18 protein-coding genes are annotated in these 19,381 nt (G+C 58.5%); 13 read left to right on the forward strand and 5 right to left on the reverse strand.

Going from position 1 to position 19,381, the window contains the following annotated elements; all coding sequences use genetic code 11:
• Nucleotides 1–465: 465 nt before the first annotated feature.
• The 3 genes from FVQ81_16005 to FVQ81_16015 all read left to right on the forward strand — a co-directional run bounded on the left by FVQ81_16005 (nt 466) and on the right by FVQ81_16015 (nt 3,062).
• Nucleotides 466–1,431 (forward strand): hypothetical protein, encoded by a 966-nt coding sequence (locus FVQ81_16005; GenBank protein ID MBW7998036.1) that lies wholly within the window; start codon nt 466–468, stop codon nt 1,429–1,431.
• Nucleotides 1,432–1,529: 98 nt separating this feature from the next.
• On the forward strand, nt 1,530–2,075 hold the full coding sequence (locus tag FVQ81_16010; protein MBW7998037.1) for a hypothetical protein: 546 nt from the start codon (nt 1,530–1,532) through the stop codon (nt 2,073–2,075).
• A gap of 297 nt (nt 2,076–2,372) precedes the next feature.
• Entirely contained in the window at nt 2,373–3,062 is a 690-nt protein-coding gene (locus FVQ81_16015; GenBank protein MBW7998038.1) for a hypothetical protein, read from the forward strand.
• Nucleotides 3,063–3,087: 25 nt separating this feature from the next.
• Here the strand turns inward: FVQ81_16015 and FVQ81_16020 are convergent, their stop codons facing one another.
• The 5 genes from FVQ81_16020 to FVQ81_16040 all read right to left on the reverse strand — a co-directional run bounded on the left by FVQ81_16020 (nt 3,088) and on the right by FVQ81_16040 (nt 8,069).
• Nucleotides 3,088–3,930, reverse strand: a complete 843-nt coding sequence (locus FVQ81_16020; GenBank protein ID MBW7998039.1) for a polyphenol oxidase family protein — start codon at nt 3,928–3,930, stop codon at nt 3,088–3,090.
• Nucleotides 3,903–4,409: an HNH endonuclease gene (locus FVQ81_16025; protein MBW7998040.1), complete on the reverse strand. Its 507-nt coding sequence runs from the start codon at nt 4,407–4,409 to the stop codon at nt 3,903–3,905. The genes FVQ81_16020 and FVQ81_16025 overlap by 28 nt, the downstream gene beginning before the upstream one ends.
• A gap of 56 nt (nt 4,410–4,465) precedes the next feature.
• The gene (locus FVQ81_16030) at nt 4,466–4,990 is read right to left on the reverse strand and encodes a hypothetical protein (GenBank protein MBW7998041.1); all 525 of its coding nucleotides are present in this window, start codon (nt 4,988–4,990) and stop codon (nt 4,466–4,468) included.
• A 95-nt stretch (nt 4,991–5,085) separates the two neighbouring features.
• Entirely contained in the window at nt 5,086–5,874 is a 789-nt protein-coding gene (locus tag FVQ81_16035; protein ID MBW7998042.1) for a hypothetical protein, read from the reverse strand.
• Entirely contained in the window at nt 5,871–8,069 is a 2,199-nt protein-coding gene (locus FVQ81_16040; protein ID MBW7998043.1) for a tetratricopeptide repeat protein, read from the reverse strand. Before FVQ81_16040 ends, FVQ81_16035 begins: the two co-directional genes overlap by 4 nt.
• A gap of 248 nt (nt 8,070–8,317) precedes the next feature.
• Between FVQ81_16040 and FVQ81_16045 the strand changes: the two genes are divergently transcribed.
• From FVQ81_16045 to FVQ81_16090, 10 genes are all read left to right on the forward strand, one after another.
• Nucleotides 8,318–9,313, forward strand: coding sequence for a Gfo/Idh/MocA family oxidoreductase (locus tag FVQ81_16045; protein ID MBW7998044.1), 996 nt, complete (start codon nt 8,318–8,320; stop codon nt 9,311–9,313).
• Between the two features lie 201 nt (nt 9,314–9,514).
• On the forward strand, nt 9,515–10,666 hold the full coding sequence (gene lpxB, locus FVQ81_16050; protein ID MBW7998045.1) for a lipid-A-disaccharide synthase: 1,152 nt from the start codon (nt 9,515–9,517) through the stop codon (nt 10,664–10,666).
• Nucleotides 10,666–12,522 carry a tetraacyldisaccharide 4'-kinase gene (gene lpxK, locus FVQ81_16055; protein MBW7998046.1) on the forward strand — a complete coding sequence of 619 codons (1,857 nt, stop codon included), beginning with the start codon at nt 10,666–10,668 and terminating at the stop codon, nt 12,520–12,522. Before lpxB ends, lpxK begins: the two co-directional genes overlap by 1 nt.
• Before the next feature lie 56 nt (nt 12,523–12,578).
• On the forward strand, nt 12,579–14,243 hold the full coding sequence (gene nadB / locus FVQ81_16060; protein MBW7998047.1) for an L-aspartate oxidase: 1,665 nt from the start codon (nt 12,579–12,581) through the stop codon (nt 14,241–14,243).
• Nucleotides 14,240–15,157: a M28 family peptidase gene (locus FVQ81_16065; GenBank protein ID MBW7998048.1), complete on the forward strand. Its 918-nt coding sequence runs from the start codon at nt 14,240–14,242 to the stop codon at nt 15,155–15,157. The genes nadB and FVQ81_16065 overlap by 4 nt, the downstream gene beginning before the upstream one ends.
• A 225-nt stretch (nt 15,158–15,382) precedes the next feature.
• The gene (locus tag FVQ81_16070; GenBank protein MBW7998049.1) at nt 15,383–17,038 is read left to right on the forward strand and encodes an amidohydrolase; all 1,656 of its coding nucleotides are present in this window, start codon (nt 15,383–15,385) and stop codon (nt 17,036–17,038) included.
• 715 nt (nt 17,039–17,753) lie between these two features.
• Nucleotides 17,754–17,960, forward strand: coding sequence for a hypothetical protein (locus FVQ81_16075; GenBank protein MBW7998050.1), 207 nt, complete (start codon nt 17,754–17,756; stop codon nt 17,958–17,960).
• A gap of 20 nt (nt 17,961–17,980) precedes the next feature.
• Nucleotides 17,981–18,397 carry a hypothetical protein gene (locus FVQ81_16080; GenBank protein MBW7998051.1) on the forward strand — a complete coding sequence of 139 codons (417 nt, stop codon included), beginning with the start codon at nt 17,981–17,983 and terminating at the stop codon, nt 18,395–18,397.
• A gap of 66 nt (nt 18,398–18,463) precedes the next feature.
• Complete coding sequence (locus FVQ81_16085; GenBank protein ID MBW7998052.1) at nt 18,464–18,709, forward strand: hypothetical protein; 246 nt, start codon at nt 18,464–18,466, stop codon at nt 18,707–18,709.
• A 305-nt stretch (nt 18,710–19,014) separates the two neighbouring features.
• Nucleotides 19,015–19,381 (forward strand): hypothetical protein (locus FVQ81_16090; GenBank protein MBW7998053.1); only part of this gene is annotated, 367 nt, incomplete at its 3' end.

The raw sequence follows: 19,381 nt of genomic DNA on the forward strand, positions 1-19,381 counted from the left end.
CATGGATTCATGCATATCCCGGTAAGCGGTACGAATTACAAGGGATACTGTGACCCTGAAAAATCGTGGGGGTTGCCTTCGCTAAAAGCTTTTATCGATAAGTTTGCCAGCCTCCACTTTAAGGAAACTGAGGGTGAAATGCCATCGATCGGCAACAAGGCGGTGCGGGATGGAGTAAAGTACGGAGAGCATACCGGTAAAAGCCATGCCAGGGGTTATGCCGTGGATATTGATTTTGGCGTTGATACAGGCAATGATTTAGTTGAAGAAGGTAATTACGATGAAGACGCCCACAGGGAGCAAATAAAGCGCTACATACGATGCGGTGCGACATATGTGTTAATCGGCAATGAAAAATTAGTATCGGAATTAAACGGCTATATGGGTAAAAAAGTAGAACTGGATAAAGAAGGACATAAGGATCACGATCATGTAAATGCACCACACTAGCGGCAAGGAGTCATCATGTGGCTAAAATGTAGTTTTATTTGTGTCATAGTTTTTTCATCAGCATTAGGAGTGGGACAATTATCAGCGTCAGGTAAATATGCAATTGAAGTGGAGCATGCCATAGTAGTAGTAGATACAACGGAGAATATTGTTAACAGGATTACTGTACGGAATATCTATGATTCATCTAGTCCTCTGATATCTCTTTCTAGCAGGTATCTCGCAAGGATGACATATTGGCGGGATATCAATACTTGTAAATGCAATATACCATTGATTGAAGACCCAAGGATACTGGTCATAACGGACCTCGATACAGGTGTTGCAGACACAATTTGTCATACATTTGACTATGTTTGGTCACCAAGCGAGGATAAACTGACTTTTATCTATTATGAAGTAGAGGAGGATAAAAAGTGGGGTAATCACCACTCAGCGGGGCGTTCTGTTTGGCTATACAACGCCACGAGCGGTGTTCGCGAGGAGATCAGCGGAATCATCTGCCATGAATATACCAGCCTATATTGGTCAGAGTATAAAAATACTTTGTGCGTGTCATGTCTTAGTGGTTCGGATAGACACTATGATCCAGTAACTGGACAAGTATTGGAGGCTTGGGGATACTACCTGAAAATTTCTCCCGATGGGAAATATGGTTTTTACGATAATAAAGAAGATGCGGCTGAGGTGTATGATCTCAAGACTAAAAAGCAAATACAACTGATTAAAAGTGCAGATTCCAAATCTACAACGGTAGAAATCTATGCAAGTTTGTTGGGATGGGGTAAACTTGACGGTAAAACAATAGCGTTTGTTAGTACCATAACCTTAGAATATATTGATTGCGCCACTGGCCAGATGTATCAGGTCAAACCACCCTCGCCGGATATAAACCCCCTTTATGACCTGGTCGGCTTCCGGGACGGCCGCCCGGTATGGGCCAAAATCCACGGAGACAAGGCGGAGCTGTTTTACTACTGAGAGCTGAAAATATAAGCTTGTTGAGCCGCTTTCCCGCAACACGAGGGGGGCGGCTTTTTTTGTTTCTGGCGGCGGTGTTACCGGGAGGCGGCGAGAGCATGAAAGTAACGTTCCGTAGCCGTGGCCTGAGCGCGGAGTACGCTTTTCAGGTTGCGGTCGCCAATCAGATGCCTATCTTATTTAAGTTGGATATTATTTACACGGCGCATGGGTTTGTAAAAATTCCATATAAATGTGATTTGTATCACGGTTATGGCCAGGAAGAAGCCTCCTGGGGTCAACCGGCACTGCGAACATTCCTGGAGAATTTTGGCGAGCAACATATTAAGGAGACAAACGGTAAGAAGCCATGGGTCGGCAATAAAGGATTGAGGGATGGGGTAAAATACGGGAAGCATACAGGTGTAAGCCACATGAGGGGACGTGGCGTGGATATCCGGATTTGGCCAAGGTGTGCTACTCACGATATTGAAGACAAAGACTATAATGTTGAAGAACACGTTAAGCAAATTAAGAGCTACTTTGATAACGGAGCAATTTATGTGGCGACTAGCAGCCGGACTGCAATAAATGGATGCAAAAAAATTGGTGTAAAAGCTGATTATTTGCCAGACCACCCTTCCCATGACCACGTTACAATCTGAGCAATGAACTGTTTGTAATGGAGGATGAACATGCATAGATGTCTTAGTCTATTGATTTTGGTTCTGCCGTTTGCAAGTGGCAATATGCTTGCAAGTTCTGCTCATATGTTTATTAGCTGGACAAAGCACACGGTGAGTTTAATTGATCCAGAAACAAAAAGTGTTGAACAGGTTTTTTCTGACAGCATGGTCTATCTAGACAACTACTTTCACTCCGAAGTCTTGTTGTCACAAACTAATCGATTTGTAAGCATCTGCGGCCGTCGCCATCCGGAAAAACGCTTTATTGACGGAGAAGTGGTTGAGGATAAGCATATTGCAGTGATAATTGATCTCGAGGATAATTCAAAATGGACCATTGAAAACGTGGAGAAGGTGTCCTGGTCGCCACAGCGGGCCTTGTTTGTTTATATCGGAGGGGAATGCATACAAGGGGGAGATTACTATTACAGCACAGGAGCCTGGCTTGTTGATCCTGCATCAAAAACAAGGGACAGTATTTTTATAAATCAGCACTACTTTGACGATATCGTCTGGAGAAAGAATGATAACAATATATACTTGGACGGTTCAGGAGTAGTAAAGTATGACCCAATAACAAAGGAGATAAAAAAGACACCTTATCGATCCTGTGAGATTTCACCGGACGGGAGATATTATTTCATAGCTTCTTTGGAGGGCGAACTTGCTAAATTTATTAGAACTCAGGATAATTCAGAGCTTAATATTTCCCTGGAAGATGAAAAAGATATGCCATTTGGCCTTCAATGCGATATGGTTGAGTGGGCAATAATAGAAGATGCTGTAATTTCTTATGTGACTGATGCAAGTGATCTCTTTGAGGTTGATTTGTCATCATGTGTCTTAAGAAAAGTGCATCCTCCCTCGCCGGACATAGACCCAATCGATGACCTGGTCGGTTTCCGGGACGGCCGCCCGGTGTGGGCCAAAATCCACGGAGACAAGGCGGAGCTGTTTTACTACTGAGAGCTGATTTGTTAAACTCTTTGAATCAACCTGTTGAACTGAAGCCGATTATGCCCCACATCCGGCGCAGGCCGCGCTCCCCCTCGGCCCTGAACGAGCAGAACAGGTCGTTGCGACAGCTTGTGCAGTATGCGCTGGTGAAGATTTTTGCGGATTCGAGTCCGGCCCGACCGGCCTGGACAGCCAGGATCGCGCGAAGGTCGGCTAATATTTTGCCGTGTTCGCTGTTGATTCCGGTTCCAGCCCCTGCCTCGGCCAGCACACCGGCCACGTCCCCGCCGACCTCGTAGCAGCGGCCGCAGATCGATGGTCCCAGGTAGAGTTCCAGTCTGCCCGGATGCACTCCGCGGCACCCGGCAAGCCCGGCCACGGCCTCGGCCAGCACACCGGCCGCTACTCCGCGCCAGCCCGTATGCACAACCGCCCAGGCACTGGTTCCGCGCTCCAGCAGGAACGCGGGCACGCAGTCAGCGACCGAGACAACCCCCAGCACTCCCGCGCCACCGCCGATAATCCCGTCACCCTCGGGACGCGAATCCTTGTCCTCCTGCCCGAAACACTCATCACCGGTCTCCAGGACCCGTGCGCCGTGCACCTGACGCAGGCGCAGCAACCTGCCGAACCCCAGGTTACCGGCCGCGGAGGCAAGAGTATCATAATCCGTCCCCACGCCATCGCCGTCCTTGACAGTCACGCCCTGCACCAGCCCGGGGATACTTTCCCATGGGGTAAATTTCAGCAGGGCCGGCGCACTTTGTCTGTCTATCCTTTCGATACCAGGACCCTCCTGCGCTTGCAAAAATAAACCCGGCCAGACCGGCCGGGTTGGGAACTCCGAATTCATGACAGGAACAGGTACGGTTTCCATTTATCATGGGAGCGCGGGTGATAGAACCTGATAAATGAATAGAACGCCGGTCTCTTTGGAGTGGAAAGGAGTTTCATCCCGACGGTTTCCGGGGTGCGGTTTCCCTTGCGGTTGTTGCATCCCGTGCAGGCGGTGATCAGGTTCTCCCACGTATCCTCGCCGCCCTTGGAACGGGGTATGACGTGATCGGTGGTCAGTTCATCCGAGCTGCGGCCGCAATACTGGCAGCGGTAGCGGTCGCGCCGCATGATATTCCGGCGGTTGAGCACCACCGAGCGACGGTCCGGGCGGATATAGATTCGCAGGCGCACCACGCTGGGCAGCTGGAAACAGCGGGTGACACTGCGGACGAACAATTTTTCGTAATATTCCACAACTTCCGCCTTACCCCCCATAACCAGCACAAGGGCGCGCCTGGCGTGGCAGACATGCAGTGGCTGAAAACTACTGTTCAGTACAAGGACGTTGGTGTTGAGCATTGCGGCTCTCTCTCTCCGGTTTACCCTGCCTGCTTGTCGGTTCGGTGCGGCCTGCGCTACCACTGTTGAAGGACGCTGGAGATCATATCATCGGCCAGCAGCAGCACCACCCGCTCGGCAGCCTCGCGCTCGGACTCCTTGTCCGGCTCGTAGACCACCCAGCGGCTGAAATTCCCGCTTTCCCACAGGGTTTTCCCCTCCACCCTGTCGGTAAACTGTACTTTGAGCACGATAGTTACCCGCCGGCCCGACACGTTGAGACCGCCGCCCCTGCCGAATGTTTCCGCTTCCTCGAAATAGCGGGTAACCGAGCCGGACAACGCGGCGTCGGCCCCGGCGGACTCGCCCAGACGAAGGTTGGCTTCGCTGAGGAAGCGGTCGGTAACCTCGTCGGTGATTAACTGCGGGAGGTAGAACTCGGCGGTTTCGTTTTCGAACGTGGGGATATAGACTGTCCGAAGATGCTCGGGGAGACGGCCGCTGGTGCTGTAATGGCTGCAGGATACCACCACCACGGCGGCGAGTACCGCCGTCTTCAGGCCTGCGATTGCTCCCCGCTTCCCCCGGAGGGGCGAAACCATGCGGTGCAAGTATTTCAGTGACTGAGTGCTGGCTTTAATCCTCTGGGGTAAGGCGGGTTAAATTTCAACCAGTCGGCGTTTGGTATAATAATAAATCAGGAACCTTCCAGGATCAAGAGTTGGAACGCATCGTCGGGGAGCTCGGGATTGACCTCTTCCTTGCTCACCAGGATCGTGATCTCGCGGTCCTCGTCGTAATCCCGGTAGACGGTTTTGGTTGCGCGCGGCAGCGAATCGACTGTCTGAAACTCACCGCGGGTCACCTCGCGCCGCAGCTTGCCCTCGCGATAATGGGTGAACTTGACCACCGCCTCAAGGCCGTGATCGTACTGAAACTCATACACCGTCTCGGCGTCGATCAGGCGCAGGGTGCTGACACCTCCGTCGGTCGCGGCGATAGCCCGGGTGCGCTCGTTGCGGAAACGGCCGACCCGGAACGCGCCGGTCACTGCGCCCAGGAACTCGGCATCGGTCAGGCCCTCGCTGCCGGCCAGCCTGGTTACGGGCAGCGGATCGGAGCTCGAGGCGCGGATCACCTTGTCGTCCTTGGGTAACACGACCACGATCGAGTCTCCGCGGCTGAGCACCTGCATCCAGAGCGTGGAAAACGGCGGTCCGTAGATCGAAAGCTGCAGCGTGTCCGGCGCGCGGTAGACCAGAGCGCCGTCGCCGCTGAAGGTCCGCCCCTTGTCCAGCAGACGGATCCGGAAGATCTGCTTGTCCGTGACCAGCCGCGCGGCTGAATTCTCGATCAGGCCCGCCACCTCCTCGGGGTCCACCTGCACTCCGGGCAGGGTCTGGAGCATGCTGACCGAGCAGGCCGAACTCAAGGCCGCCAGCACCGCCACAACCGTAAGGCAGTATATGCCAAGGCGTTGTTTCACTGATTTTTCCGTTTGTCGAGTTCGTTGAGCTTGCGTTCCACTTCGCTGTTATCCCTGTCGATCTCCAGGCTGTTCCGCCAGGCCTCGCGGGCCAGATCGGTCTTGCCGAGCACCAGGTAGATATCGCCCAGGTGCTCGTAAACTTCGGAGTATTCCTTGTCCTGGCGCTGCTGTTTCCGAAGGTTGGCCAGCGAGTTGCGGATATAGTCCAGGGCGTTCTCGGCCCGGCCCATCTTGAACAGGATCCAGCCCATGCTGTCCAGGTAATGCCCGTTGTCCGGGTCTTTCTCCAGCGCCCGCTCGATCAGTTTGTACGCCTCTTCCATGTTACGGCTGCGGTCTGCGTAAAAATAGCCGAGATAGTTCAGCGCGGGGGCGTAGTCCGGCGAAATCTCGAGCACCTGCTGAAGCCGGCGCTCCGTACTCTCCTCGTCGCCCAGCTCGTGGTAGACATTGGCCAGCGAGTACATCAGCTCCCGGCGGCCCTCGGCGTTGGTACTGTCCACCCGCTCCAGGCCCAGCAGAAGGACCTCGCGGGCCTGCTCGGGTTGCTCCCTCAGCATCAGCGCGTTGCTGTTGGCCAGGTAGGAGAGGAAATATCCCGGCACCCGTTCCCTGACCTCGGCGAACGAGCGGGCCGCGTCCTCGTAGTTCTCCTGCCGCATCTGGACCAGGCCCAGGATATACAGGCCGTTTTCACCGATAGAGCCTTTTTTGTGCAGACGGCGGAGAATTTCGTGAGCCTTGTCGGTCCAGTCGGAATTGAAATACATCCAGCCAAGCTGCTCGGCCGCCCAGACGCTGGTGTCTCCCCGGCTGATCGCCTCCTCGAGGATTCCCACAACCAGTTCCGGCCGCTCGGCTTTCAGCGAGGTCTCGGCCAGCCGGTCGAAACTCTCGCGCAGGGCTTCCGGTTCGAGCTCGATAAACCGGACGTAATATTTCAACGCCTCGTCCCATTCCTGATGCTGCTCGGCCAGATGACCCAGCATCTGGTGGGCGCGCGCCATGCTCTCATCGGATTCGATAGACTTTTCCAGGCTCTCGCGGCCCTTCTCGCTCTCGCCCTTCTTGAGATACAGCGCGCCGAGCTGAAGCATGTCGTTGGGATAGGACACGTCGGCGGGATCGACAATCCGCTCGTAGATCGGGATCATTTCCTCGTAGCGACCCGTGCTGTAATACAACCTCAGCAGGCTGCGGCGGCTGAACTCATCGTCAGGCTCGGCGGCGGCTATTTCCCGGTTGATTTCGATCGCCCGGTCCAGCCGGCCGATCGCCTCGGCCCCGATCGTCATCACCCTGCGCATCGCGGAGTCCAGGGTGTCTCCCTCCTGCTCACGGGCGTCCAGTTCATCCAGAAAGCCCGCCCAGGCCGCGGAATCCGCTGTTTCGTCCTCCCGGCCCGCGCCGCCGGTATTGCGCATCGCCTGCCTGGCGGTGATCAGCACCCGCGGCAGCATCTCCGCGGCCTCGCCTGGACGGAGCCGGAGGTAATCGAGGTAGTAGCTCAATGCGCTGTCCCAGCGGCGCTCGCTCTCCTCGATATTTCCCAGCAACTGATAGGCCTCGGCCATCGTGCTGTCCGCCTCGACCGCCATGCCCAGGTACTCGCTGGCCGGCTGCTTGCCGCCGATCCGAAGGTAGATTGCGCCCAGGTGGAACAGATCGCGCGGGTAGCTGCGCCGCTTGGGATTCAACAGGGGTTTGTAGTAGGCGATCAACTCCTGGAACCGTTCCTCCTGTTTGAGCAGTTCCAGCATCCGGCGGCGGTTCCACTCATCATCCGGGTTCTGCCGCAGGATATCCTTGTAGCGGTCGATCGCCTTGCCGTTTTCGCCCTTCCCCTCGTAACTGTAGGCCAGCAGCCTGAGCAGATCGCTATCCGTCTCCTCGCCCTGATGCACTTCGCCTTTCAGCAGGCCGATCACCTCGTCGTAGCGTTTCAGCTTGTAGAGCGCCTCGCCGCAGAGCGTGCGCAGGACCCTGCTCTCCCTGTCCAGCTTGCGCGCCCGCTCCAGATACTCCAGCGCCTGCTCGTACTGTTCGTTTTCCAGGGCCTCGTAACCGGCCAGCATCAGGCTCACCGCAGCTGAATCGAAACTGTCCCGCTCAGCCGATGAAACCCGGCCTGCCGTCAGCGCAACGCCCAGCAGCAGAAGCGCCAGCACGCAATATGTTTTAGCTGTGGCCAAACTCTTTCACTCCAGCTTTGTTGAGTCAAAATCCGTATCAGGATGGCAAATATACCCTGTAGCGCTGTTTACTGTCAAGCTCGGCACCCGGCGGGCCAGCGGCTAAAATCATCAATTTCATGGAGTTGGTCGGTTTACCGGCCGGTGGAAATTTTTGCCCCGCGCCGCTGTCTCTTATATATTACTGAGGTTTGGCCGCCGGTGTTTCATCTGATATCAATCTTCTCTAATACGGGGACCGGGCCTCAATGGACAGGATCAGGACAGCGGTGGTCGGTGCGGGCCATCTGGGCAGCCACCACGCCAGGATATATCACCAGCTCGAAACTGCCGAGCTGGTCGGCGTGCTGGACACCGACCTTGAGCGCGCCCGGGAGTGCGCCGCAGCCTATGGCGTCCGGGCCTTTTCCTCGCTGGAGGAACTGGCCGGCGAGGTCGATGCGGTCAGCCTGGCCGTACCGACCGACTCTCACCACGAGCTGGGCTGCCGTCTGCTGGATGCCGGAGTGCACGTGCTGGTGGAAAAACCGATCGCCTCGCAGCCGTCGGGCGCGGCGGAGATGGTGAAACTGGCCGGGGAGAAAAACCTGGTGCTGGCGGTCGGCCATGTGGAGCGTTTCAACCCGGCGCTGGTGGCTGCCTCCGGCGATATCGAGGACGCGGCGTATGTCGAGAGCGAGCGGCTGGCTCCGTTCAATCCGCGCGGCACCGAGGTGCCGGTGGTACTGGACCTGATGATCCACGACATCGATATCGTCCTCAGCCTGGTCCGCAGCGACGTGACCGGGGTCAGCGCGGTGGGCCTGCCGGTGTTCACCGGCCAGGTCGATATCGCCAACGCGCGGCTGGAGTTCGCCAACGGCGCGGTGGCCAATGTGTCGGCCAGCCGGGTCAGTATCAAGAAAGTGCGCAAAATGCGGTTTTTCAGCCCGAGCCGTTACGTATCGGTGGACATGCTAAAGCGCAGCGGCACCTCCTACGCCAAAAAACCCGGAGCCGAAATCTCGCTCGACCGCGACCCGGAGAAGATCCCCGAGATGCGCAAGCTGGTGGTGGTCAGGAAACTGCGCTGCGATAAAAAACGCGAGCCCCTGGCCGTGGAACTCGAGGATTTCCTGAACTGTATCAGCTCCGGCGGCAACCCGAAAGTCAGCGGCCGCGACGGTCTGCGGGCGCTGGAAGTGGCCGGGAGAATCATGGATGCGATCGAGAAATCGCATGCAGCCGGCATTGCTCAACTTTGACTCTCTCATTCAACCGGCGAGGTGGGACAATGAGCCTGATCTCGAACTGGCGGGAGCGGAAAAAGTTGATCGCCCGCACCAGCGGCCGCCCACCCTGGTTCCTGTTGGCGGTCCTGATCCTGGTCGCGCTGTTCATGTTCTACCTCGGCAACCTGGAACAGAGCATCCTCAAATAGATGTCTCACCTGATTGCGAGGCCGGATGGACCCGATCCACCTGTTTATCTCCGCCGGTGATCCCAGCGGGGAACGGCACGCGGCACGCCTGATCCGCAGCCTGAGGGACATGGGCGGAAGTCCTGTTGTGACCGGAATCGGCGGAGAGGCAATGCAGGCGGCAGGGGCCGAGCTGCTCTGCACCCAGGAGCGCCTGGCCGTGATGGGCCTGGTTGAAGTGGTCAAGCACCTCCCGTTCTTCTTCAGCCTGCTCGATCGGATCAGGGACCACCTGTCAGTCCACCGCCCTCAGCTGATGGTGCTGATCGACTTCCCCGACTTCAATTTCCGCCTGGCCAAAATCGCCAGGGAACTGGGTATCTCCGTCCTCTATTATATCAGTCCGCAAATCTGGGCCTGGCGCACGGGCCGCAAGCGCAAACTCGCCCGGCTGGCCGACCGGCTGGCGGTCGTCTTCCCGTTCGAGGTCGCTTTCTACCGCGACGAGGATATTCCGGTCGAGTTCGTCGGCCACCCGCTGATCGGAGAGCTGGAAAATGTCAGCAGCCGGGAATCGTTCCGCGCAGAACACGGCATCGAGCCGGATTGCCCGCTGGTGGGCCTGATGCCCGGCAGCCGCGTCCAGGAGATCGAGCGTCACATGGAGCTCTTTCTGGCCGCCGCCGGGCGCATGCGCGCCTGCCGCGGCGAACTTCGGTTCGCCGCGGGGATGCTGCCGCATACGGCGGCGGCCCTCGCTCCCGAACACCGGGACACCATTGAGCGCCTCGGCGTCAAGCTGATCCACGGCGACTCGCTGGGCCTGATCGCCGCCTCAGACATCCTGCTGACCAAGAGCGGCACCACCACCATGGAAGCCGCTCTGCTGGGCACGCCGATGGTGATCTCCTACCGCACCAGCGCGCTGAGTTACCTGATCGCCAGCAGGATGGTCACTATCGGGCATATCGGCATGCCCAACCTGCTCGACAGCGACCCGGCTATCCCCGAGTTGATCCAGCACGAGGTTACCCCGCAACGGATCGCTTCGCTGGCACTGGAGCTGCTCGACAACGACTCGACTCTGCGCAAACGCGTGCTGGAGCAGTGCGGCCGGGTGCGCCGGACCCTGACGACCGCCAAGCCAGCCAGTGTAAGAGTGGCGGAAATAGTGCTCGAGATGACGGGGGCCGGCTGATGGGCGACGTGCAACGCGGGGGCGGCGTGCTGAGCGGATTCAAGTGGCGGCTGATCGGTCTGCTGGGCAGCCTGGTGATCAGGCTGGTTTATCTGACAGTCCGTTCCCGGGAGATCGGCCTGGAGCATCTGGAAGAAGGCCGCGGCGAGCAATGGAAGCCGGTGATATTAGCGTTCCTGCACGGCCGTCTGCTGGGCAACTGCTACAACAACCGGGGCCAGGGCGCGTGCGTGATGGTCAGCCGCCACAAGGATGGCGAGCTTATCGCGCGGATCAACGACTGGCTGGGCTACACGGCGGCTCGCGGCAGCGCCACCCGGGGGGCCGTGCCCGCGCTCAAGGCTATCCTGCGAGCTATCGATCAGAACCGCGACCTGGCGTTCACGGTCGACGGGCCGCGGGGACCGGCGGGAGTGGTCAAGCAGGGCGTGGCCTACGCCTCCGCCCGTACCGGCCGCCCGGTGGTCCCCACCGCCGCCGGCTACAGCGCCTGCTGGCAATTGAACAACTGGGACCGTTTCCAGATCCCCAAACCGTTCAGCCGGATGGTGGTCGCCTACGGAGCGCCCCTGCAGGTGCCGGATGAGCCTGACGGGGAAGAAATCGACCGCTGGCGCCAACGGATCGGCCGGGCGCTCGAGGAAGTCTCCCGCACCGCGGACCTGGCGGCGGCTCCGGCCAGACGGATGGACAGCGCTGCGGCGGCCGGCGCAGTCGAAAGATTTCTGACCCGCCCACGCAACCGCACTTATCACTTCCCAGTCCTGGCTGTCCTGGCTCCATTCGAGCTTGTCTACCGGCTGGCCTGGAAACTCAGGGAAAACCTGTTCCGCTCCGGACGGATCAAAACCTGCCGGCCGCCCGTACCGGCCGTCTGTGTGGGCAGCCTGTTCGCCGGAGGGTCGGGCAAGACGCCCCTGACTGTCCACGTGGCCGCGCGGCTGGCAGCTCGGGGCCTGAGGGTGGCCGTGCTGAGCAGGGGCTATGGCGGCGCTGCCGGCGGCGGCGAACCGGTTGTGATCCGTCCCGGCGCCGCGCGCGGAGAGAGCCTGAGCGTGGTCGCGGTCCAGGCCGGTGATGAAGCCGCGATGATCGCCCGCAGCCTGCCCGAAGTGGCCGTGGTGGTCTGTCCGGATCGCGCCGCGGCGGCCGGGACTGCGGTGAGTTACTGCGACGCCGAAGTGCTGGTGCTCGACGACGGGTTCGGACACAGGCGGCTGGAACGCGATTTGGATATTCTTGTCTTTTCCGGGTCGCAGGTCATGGGACCAACTCACACCTTTCCAGCCGGGTTCCTTCGCGAGCCGGTGGAGGCCGCCGGTCGCGCCGGAGCAATCGCCATCCGCGGCGGCCTGCTCACCCGCTTCGATAAACCCGGTTTCCCGCCGGAACTGCCGGAGTGGGCCGAGGGCAAACCACGGCTCCACATTCGTACGAGGATAGCGGGAGTGTCGCCGCTGGAGTCCTGGAGAGAGGGAGGCGAGGCGAAACTCTCAGACCTGCGGGAAACAGTGGAAGGCAAGCCTGTGGTCGCGTTCTGCGCGCTGGCGAACCCTGCTGGTTTCAGTGACCTGCTTGCCGGCCAGGGGGCCGCCTCGCTGGAGCTGGCCGCCTGGCCCGACCATCACCGTTACAGCCAAACCGACCAGCGGGAACTCCGGGAACTGGCGAAGAGGCGGGGCGCGGTGCTGGTGACCACGGAGAAAGACGCTGTCAAGCTGGACCCCCGACTGGTCGGCGGCGATACGCTGGTGGTCTGCCTGGGCCTGGAGGAACGCAATCCGGCCGTGCTCGACAGCCTGCTGGATAAAATGCTGTCCACCCGCTCCTCCCCGCTTGACAGCCGGGAACGATAAGCCGAGATTTAATTGTTCATCACCGAATTACTACCTTTAATGTCGAGGGACACCCGATGTCCGAAGCACAGCCCGCAAAAAAATCCACCGGTTTCAAACGCAGGTACAAACCAGGTCCGACCAATATCTACCGGACCGACTTCCTGGTGGTCGGCAGCGGGATCGCCGGGCTGTCGTTCGCGCTGAAAGCCTGCGAACAGGGCGACGTGATCGTGTTCACCAAGAAGGAAAACTACGAGAGCAACACCAACTACGCCCAGGGCGGAATCGCCGCGGTGCAGGACGAGCAGGAGGATAGTTTCGAGCTGCATATCCAGGATACGCTCGAGTGCGGTGCGGGTCTCTGCAACCGCGAGGCGGTGGAGGTGCTGGTGCGCGAGGGCCCGGCTGGGGTGGCCGAGCTGAACAGTTGGGGCGTGAGATTCACCCGCGACCGCGAACACCCGGAACGCCTGAGCCTGGGCCGCGAGGGCGGCCACAGCCGCCGGCGGATTGTCCGGGCCGACGACCTGACGGGCCGCGAGGTGGAACGCGCCCTGCTCGAGGAACTCAAGGGACGCAAGAACGTAATGGTGCTCGAAAATCACCTGGCGGTCGACCTGATCGTGCATGCGATGTCCGCCGGGCACCGCCGCTGCGTGGGCGCGCTGGCCCTGGACCGCACCGCCGGCAGTGTCAAGGCCTTTGTCTCGCGGGTGACCTACCTGGCCGCCGGCGGCTGCGGACGGGTTTACCAGCACACCACCAATCCGGCGATCGCCACGGGTGACGGGATCGCGATGGCCTGGCGCGCCGGGGCGCGGGTAGCCAACATGGAGTTTATCCAGTTCCACCCCACGGCGCTCTACGGCCTGGACGAAAAATCGTTCCTGATCTCCGAGGCGGTCCGCGGCGAGGGCGCGATCCTGCGTAAGCTCGACAACAACACGTTCATGGATAAGTACCACACCATGGGCTGTCTGGCCCCGCGCGACGTGGTCGCCAGGGCGATCGACCGCGAGATGAAACTCTCAGGCGACAAACATGTCTGGCTCGACTGCTCGCCGATCCCCAAAGACCAGATCCGCGAGCGCTTTCCAAATATCACCGCCGAGTGCCTCTCGCGCGGGATCGATATCACCACCGACCCGATCCCGGTGGTGCCCTCGGCACACTATGTCTGCGGCGGAGTGGTGACCGATATCGACGGACGGACCAATATCGAAGCGCTGCTGGCCGCCGGCGAGGTGACCTGCACGGGAGTCCACGGAGCCAACCGGCTGGCCTCAAACAGCCTGCTGGAGGCTGTCGTGTTCGCCCGGCGCGCACACCGCACAGCCGTGAAACTGCTGGACGAGATCGATCTCGGCGAGATCGACTCCTCGACATTCGAGTACGGCAAAGTCAGCGTCCACAACTACGACGGCGTGTTTCTCTCGCACAATCAGGCCATGCTGCGGATGACCATGTGGGACTATGTCGGGATCGTGCGCTCCAACGACCGGCTGGCCGAGGCTCGCAAATGGCTCAAAACGCTTTCGGCCGAAATCGAGCAGTTCTACGCCAACTGCCCGCTCAACCCGGACCTGGTGGAGCTGCGCAACATGGCCGAGGTAGCCCAGCTGATTGCCAAGTGCGCCCGTCTGCGACGGGAAAGCCGCGGCCTGCACCAGAATGTCGACTACCCCCGTACCAACGACCGCTCTTATCTCAGGGACACCGTGCTGGAGAAAAAGTATTGAGCCAGTTATTGCCGCTGACAGCTCTCCTGCTGATCCTGGCCGGCTGCGGAGGTTCGCCCTCGAAGGCCGGCAGTGCGGAGGTGCGTTTTGACGGCGGCCTGGCGCTGGAGGCAGTTCGCGCCCAACTCGCGTTCGGTCCCCGCGTGCCGGGCACGGAGGGCCACGCCGGTTGCGCGCAGTGGATGATCGACGAGTTCTCCCGCTACGCCGACAGTGTGGCCGCCGACCGCTGGGATCACGTAACCGCCGCAGGCGACAGCCTGCCGCTGATCAATATCACCGCCTCGTTCAACCCATCCGAGCGAAAACGCGTGCTGCTCTGCGCCCACTGGGACACCAGGCCTGTCGCCGATCAGGACCCCGACCCGGCAAAACGCGGCAGCCCGATCCCCGGCGCCAACGACGGCGGCAGCGGCACGGCGGTCCTGCTGGAACTGGCCCACGTGTTCGCGGCCAACCCGCCGGGGGTTGGAGTCGATCTGGTGCTGTTCGATGGCGAGGACTACGGTGATTTCAACGCCGGCACGGACGTGCTGCTCGGCTCGCTCCGGTTCGCGGCACACAACAGGCGCTACCGCCCCAGGCTGGGTATCCTGCTGGACATGGTGGGCGACGCCGACGCTGAATTCCCCTACGAGGGCTATTCGTGGCAGTGGCTGAACCGGGATGTGGAACTGGTCTGGGACACGGCCCACGAGCTGGGCTACGGGAACTATTTCGTCCGTCAGCAGGGCACCCACGTGATCGACGACCATGTGCCGCTGTTCAAGGCCGGTATCCATTGTATCGACGTGATCCAGATGGGGCTGCCTTACTGGCACACTCACGGCGACGATATCGACAAGCTGTCCGCCGCCACGCTGGAGGCGGTGGGAAGGACTGTCGCCGAAGTCGTTCGCAGCTTTGCAGAATAATGGAAACCGGGCTAGTGTTGTGTCCCGGAAGTATATGTAATAAATCGACGGACTGGTATTGGTTCGATCAACTCAAGCTGAAATCCCCCCTGGCCCCCCTTTGGCAAGGGGGGAAGCGACCTCCCCCTTTCGTAAAGGGGGATCGAGGGGGATTTATAATCTGCTTTTTATTGTACATTATTTGCAGGACACCACACTAGCTTATCTAGAATAGAGAGGTGCCGCATGAGGTCGATTTCACGCCGTGGCTTTCTCACCCGGGTCAGCGGGATGGCGCTGGTGCCGCTGATGGCCGAGCAGCCGCAGACGATCCTGTATAATGGGAATATCATCACGGTTGACAACCGTCAGCCGCGGGCCCGGGCAGTGGCTGTGGCCGGGGGACGGTTTATCGCTGTCGGCACGAACCGGGAAATCCGCGCCCTGGCCAACGCGCGCACCAAAGAAATCGATCTCGGGGGGCGGACTGTCGTGCCGGGTTTCATCGACGCCCACTCCCACCCCGCCTCCGCCGGACGGCGGCATCTGACCCGCGTGGACTGCGACCTGCGCTCGATCGCGGAAATCCAGCAGGCTATCCGCGCGCGCGCCGCCCGCACTCCGGCCGGCGAGTGGGTGCTGGGGTTCAAATACGACGACACCAAAACCAGTGAAGGCCGGTTCCTGAGCCGGGACGATCTCGACGCCGCCGCTCCCGACCATCCGGTCTTTGTCGTCCATCGGGGCGGGCATTCCCAGTACGTAAATTCCCTGGCCTACAGCAAAGCCGGTGTCACCGAGTCGACCCCGGACCCGGACGGCGGCCGGTTCGTGCGCAACCCGGACACGGGCAAGCTCAACGGCCGGATACTCGAGCGGGCCGCGGGAGCGTTTTCCGCTGTCATCCCCGAGGAGTACGACCGCCAGGATTACCGGGCGGGGGTCAAGCTGATCTCCGGAATGCTGGCCCGCGCCGGGATTACATCGGTGCACGACGCCTACAGCTCCACCGCCGACCTGCAGGCCTACCAAGACGCCCGCGAGGCCGGAGAGCTGCTGACCCGGCTCTACTGCCTGATGGACTCCGCCCAGATCGATGATATGATCGAGGCCGGGGTGCGCACCGGTTTCGGCGACGAGTGGGTGCGGATCGGCGCGATGAAGGCCACCTGCGACGGCTCGATCTCCGAGCGCACCGCCCGGCTCTCCGAGCCGTTTATCGGCAGCCCCGACGACTACGGGATCATTGTCACACAGGAAGCGGAACTCTACGAGCTGGCCCGCAAAGCGCACGAAGCCGGCTGGCAGATCGGTATCCACGCCAACGGCGACGTGGCGATCGATATCACCCTGGGCATTTACGAGCGTCTCCAGCGGGAAATCCCGCGCCGCGACCCGCGTTTCCGGCTCGAGCACTGCACGGTGATCAACGATTCGCTCGTCAAGCGGATCGCCGCGCTGGGGGCGATCCCCACTCCGTTCTCGACTTACGTCTATTTCCACGGCGAGAAGATGCGGTTCTACGGCGAGAAGCGGCTGAACTCGATGTTCGCCGTGCGCAGTTTCCTGGACGCCGGGGTGATGGTGACCCAGACCTCCGACTACCCACCGGGGCCGTTCGAGCCGATGATGGCGCTCCAGTCGAGTGTGACCCGCACGGACATGAACGGCAAGCTGTGGGGGCCGGACCAGCGGGTGAGCGTGGAGGAGGCGATCCGGGTCGGCACGCTCCACGGCGCGTATGCCTCCTACGAGGAGAACCTGAAAGGGTCGATAGAGCCCGGCAAGCTGGCGGACCTGGTGGTGCTGGGCGAGGACCCGACAGCGGTCGACCCGTTCACGATTATCGAGATTCCGGTCGAGCGCACGATGGTCGGCGGGCGCTGGGTGTGGGAGGCCTAGGCCGCGGTGTGAAAATTCCCCCTTAGCAAAGGGGGTGCCCGCGAAGCGGACGGGGGTTGTCCTGTAAAAAGTACAAAAACACAACCCCCTGTTTCCCCCTTTATTAAGGGGGACTAAAAGCGGAAAGCGACTTATACTCTACTAAGCTGAAACCGGCAGGTGGCGGTGCCTTAAATTCCCCCTTAGCAAAGGGAGTGCCAGCGAAGCAGGCGGGGGATGTCCTGTAAAAAGTCAGAAACACAACCCCCTGTTTCCCCCTTTATTAAGGGGGACTAAAAGCGGAAAACGACTTATCCTCTACTAAGCTGAAACCGGCAGGTGGCGGTGCCTTAAATTCCCCCTTAGCAAAGGGGGTGCCCGCGAAGCGGGCGGGGGTTGTAACTCCTGGACCGGCCCGCAACCCTGGAGTATGTGGTGACCGATTACCTGGCGCACATGCGCTATCACCTGCGGCAGATTGTGGGGGGTAAGGAGGGGGGGGAGGGAGGTGAGAGTAACTAACAACGTTTCAGTCCCCCCTCGCAAGAAATTGCATCCGCATTATACGACCTATCCAAAAGTTTCCAGCCTTTATAAATAATTCAAGTTTTTATCAAAAAAATATCGGCTCCAGCGCTTGACATATTAATCTCAAACTTGTATCCATTATATATACTAGTTTTTCGATATAAATATCGAAAAACAAACTCATATTCATTCCTTTGAGAGGTGCAAAATGGCTGAGTATTGCGTTAACAAAAATCCGCAACCAACGGGCGAACACGAAGTGCATGCTATGACCTGTGAACATCTGCCAGACCGTGTAAACCAACAGCCTCTTGGAAGTTATTCGAACTGCAAAGAAGCAGTTAGGGAAGCTAAGAATTATTACAACAACGTTGATGGATGTTACTATTGCTGCTATGAATGTCATACTCGGTAATATGAAAAGGAATACTGCATATGGGTGGAAATGATTTACTGGAATTTCATAAAATGCACCGAGCTGGCCAAGACAAGTACACCTATTTTATACTTGCTGTAACAGCTTCAGCCGTTGCTTTTGCTGTACAGAAAACTGAAGACCTAAGTATCACATACTATATGATTCCTTTAGGAACAGCAGTGATTTCATGGGGATTTAGTTTCTATTTTGGTATAAGAAACTTATATCTAGTACAAACTTGCTTGACTGGAAACTATTCATTGTTGCAACTACAACAGGATGAAAATATAGAGCAAACTCAAAAAACTGAATTAAGTGATAAAATAAAGGCTGCGATTGGATTAAATGCAGGAAAAGCGCATTTTTTTGGTGTATGGCAATTTCGATTACTAATTATTGGTGCAATACTGTTCCTAAGTTTGGCATGTTATTGAAATGGTACTGAGAAGCTGAATTCAATACTATTACTTTGAATGATATTTCATCTTAGGAGTGTTATTGTGAAAAGAGAATTAATATCTAAGGAAGATTTACAAGTGCTACTCACTGCGGAAATCAGAAAACATGAAGGCTGCGAAGAATGCGGCCCTCTTGGAATCGTGCCTCTCCAACAGCCGGACGCCACTGGCTGCAATTGGACCAATTCTGACTATATTCCAGCAACTGAAGTATCTCAAGCAACTATACAACAAGTTGTTGCGGCAGTGGTGGCCGCAGCACAATCTAAATACAATATTATTTTGTGAGATCAACCAAAAATCCCTTGTGCCAATGTTTATACTCCCCCCCCCTCCGATTCCTCTGGCCTTCCCCTGTTTGACACTTTATATTCATACTTCCTGAAACTGTAAAAAACTTCACCGCTGCCAGATTATCATCACCCAGCGCCGGCGCCGCAGGGCCTTCGCAGGCGGGGAAAGCTGAGAATTTCGTATCATTTGCGCCTCGGCATTCGTTTAATCTGTTAACCCGGATTACGCCCGCCGGGACAGACAGCACGGCGAACCAGGACAGTAACTGTACGCAAGGTAACCGCTCCAGGGAGGCAGAGATGGTTCGGATCCGAGAGGAAAATTCGATCAACCGCAGGGAATTTTTCCGCAAATCGGCGGTGGCGGCGGCCGGAGTTGCCGCTGTCGGGGCCGGGTTCGCACCCGGCGCCCGGGCAGAGGAGCTGAGAGTCAACGGGCTGCCGGCGGTGGTGTTCGGCAAAACCGGGCTAAAAGTGACCAGAATCTCGTTCGGCGGTCTGATAATCTCCGAGCCGCCCGTGCTGCTACGCGCAATCGACTCCGGGATCAATTTAATCCACACGGCCCCCGGCTACCGGAACGGCCGCAGTATCGAGGCGTTCGGCAAGGTGATGAAAACCCACCGCAGCAAAGTGGTGCTGGCGCTCAAGACCCGCCCTGACGACC

It is taken from the genome of Candidatus Glassbacteria bacterium (assembly GCA_019456185.1).
GTDB lineage: Bacteria > Gemmatimonadota > Glassbacteria > GWA2-58-10 > GWA2-58-10 > JAJRTS01.

Bases quoted from the DNA above. Each gene is read 5' to 3' on its own strand.
- FVQ81_16080 (MBW7998051.1), top strand. From the start codon at position 17,981: ATGGGTGGAAATGATTTACTGGAATTTCATAAAATGCACCGAGCTGGC.
- FVQ81_16025 (MBW7998040.1), bottom strand. From the start codon at position 4,409: ATGCTCAACACCAACGTCCTTGTACTGAACAGTAGTTTTCAGCCACTG.
- FVQ81_16030 (MBW7998041.1), bottom strand. From the start codon at position 4,990: ATGGTTTCGCCCCTCCGGGGGAAGCGGGGAGCAATCGCAGGCCTGAAG.
- lpxB (MBW7998045.1), top strand. From the start codon at position 9,515: ATGGACCCGATCCACCTGTTTATCTCCGCCGGTGATCCCAGCGGGGAA.
- nadB (MBW7998047.1), top strand. From the start codon at position 12,579: ATGTCCGAAGCACAGCCCGCAAAAAAATCCACCGGTTTCAAACGCAGG.
- FVQ81_16010 (MBW7998037.1), top strand. From the start codon at position 1,530: ATGAAAGTAACGTTCCGTAGCCGTGGCCTGAGCGCGGAGTACGCTTTT.
- FVQ81_16020 (MBW7998039.1), bottom strand. From the start codon at position 3,930: ATGGAAACCGTACCTGTTCCTGTCATGAATTCGGAGTTCCCAACCCGG.
- FVQ81_16075 (MBW7998050.1), top strand. From the start codon at position 17,754: ATGGCTGAGTATTGCGTTAACAAAAATCCGCAACCAACGGGCGAACAC.
- FVQ81_16045 (MBW7998044.1), top strand. From the start codon at position 8,318: ATGGACAGGATCAGGACAGCGGTGGTCGGTGCGGGCCATCTGGGCAGC.
- lpxK (MBW7998046.1), top strand. From the start codon at position 10,666: ATGGGCGACGTGCAACGCGGGGGCGGCGTGCTGAGCGGATTCAAGTGG.
- FVQ81_16005 (MBW7998036.1), top strand. From the start codon at position 466: ATGTGGCTAAAATGTAGTTTTATTTGTGTCATAGTTTTTTCATCAGCA.
- FVQ81_16070 (MBW7998049.1), top strand. From the start codon at position 15,383: ATGAGGTCGATTTCACGCCGTGGCTTTCTCACCCGGGTCAGCGGGATG.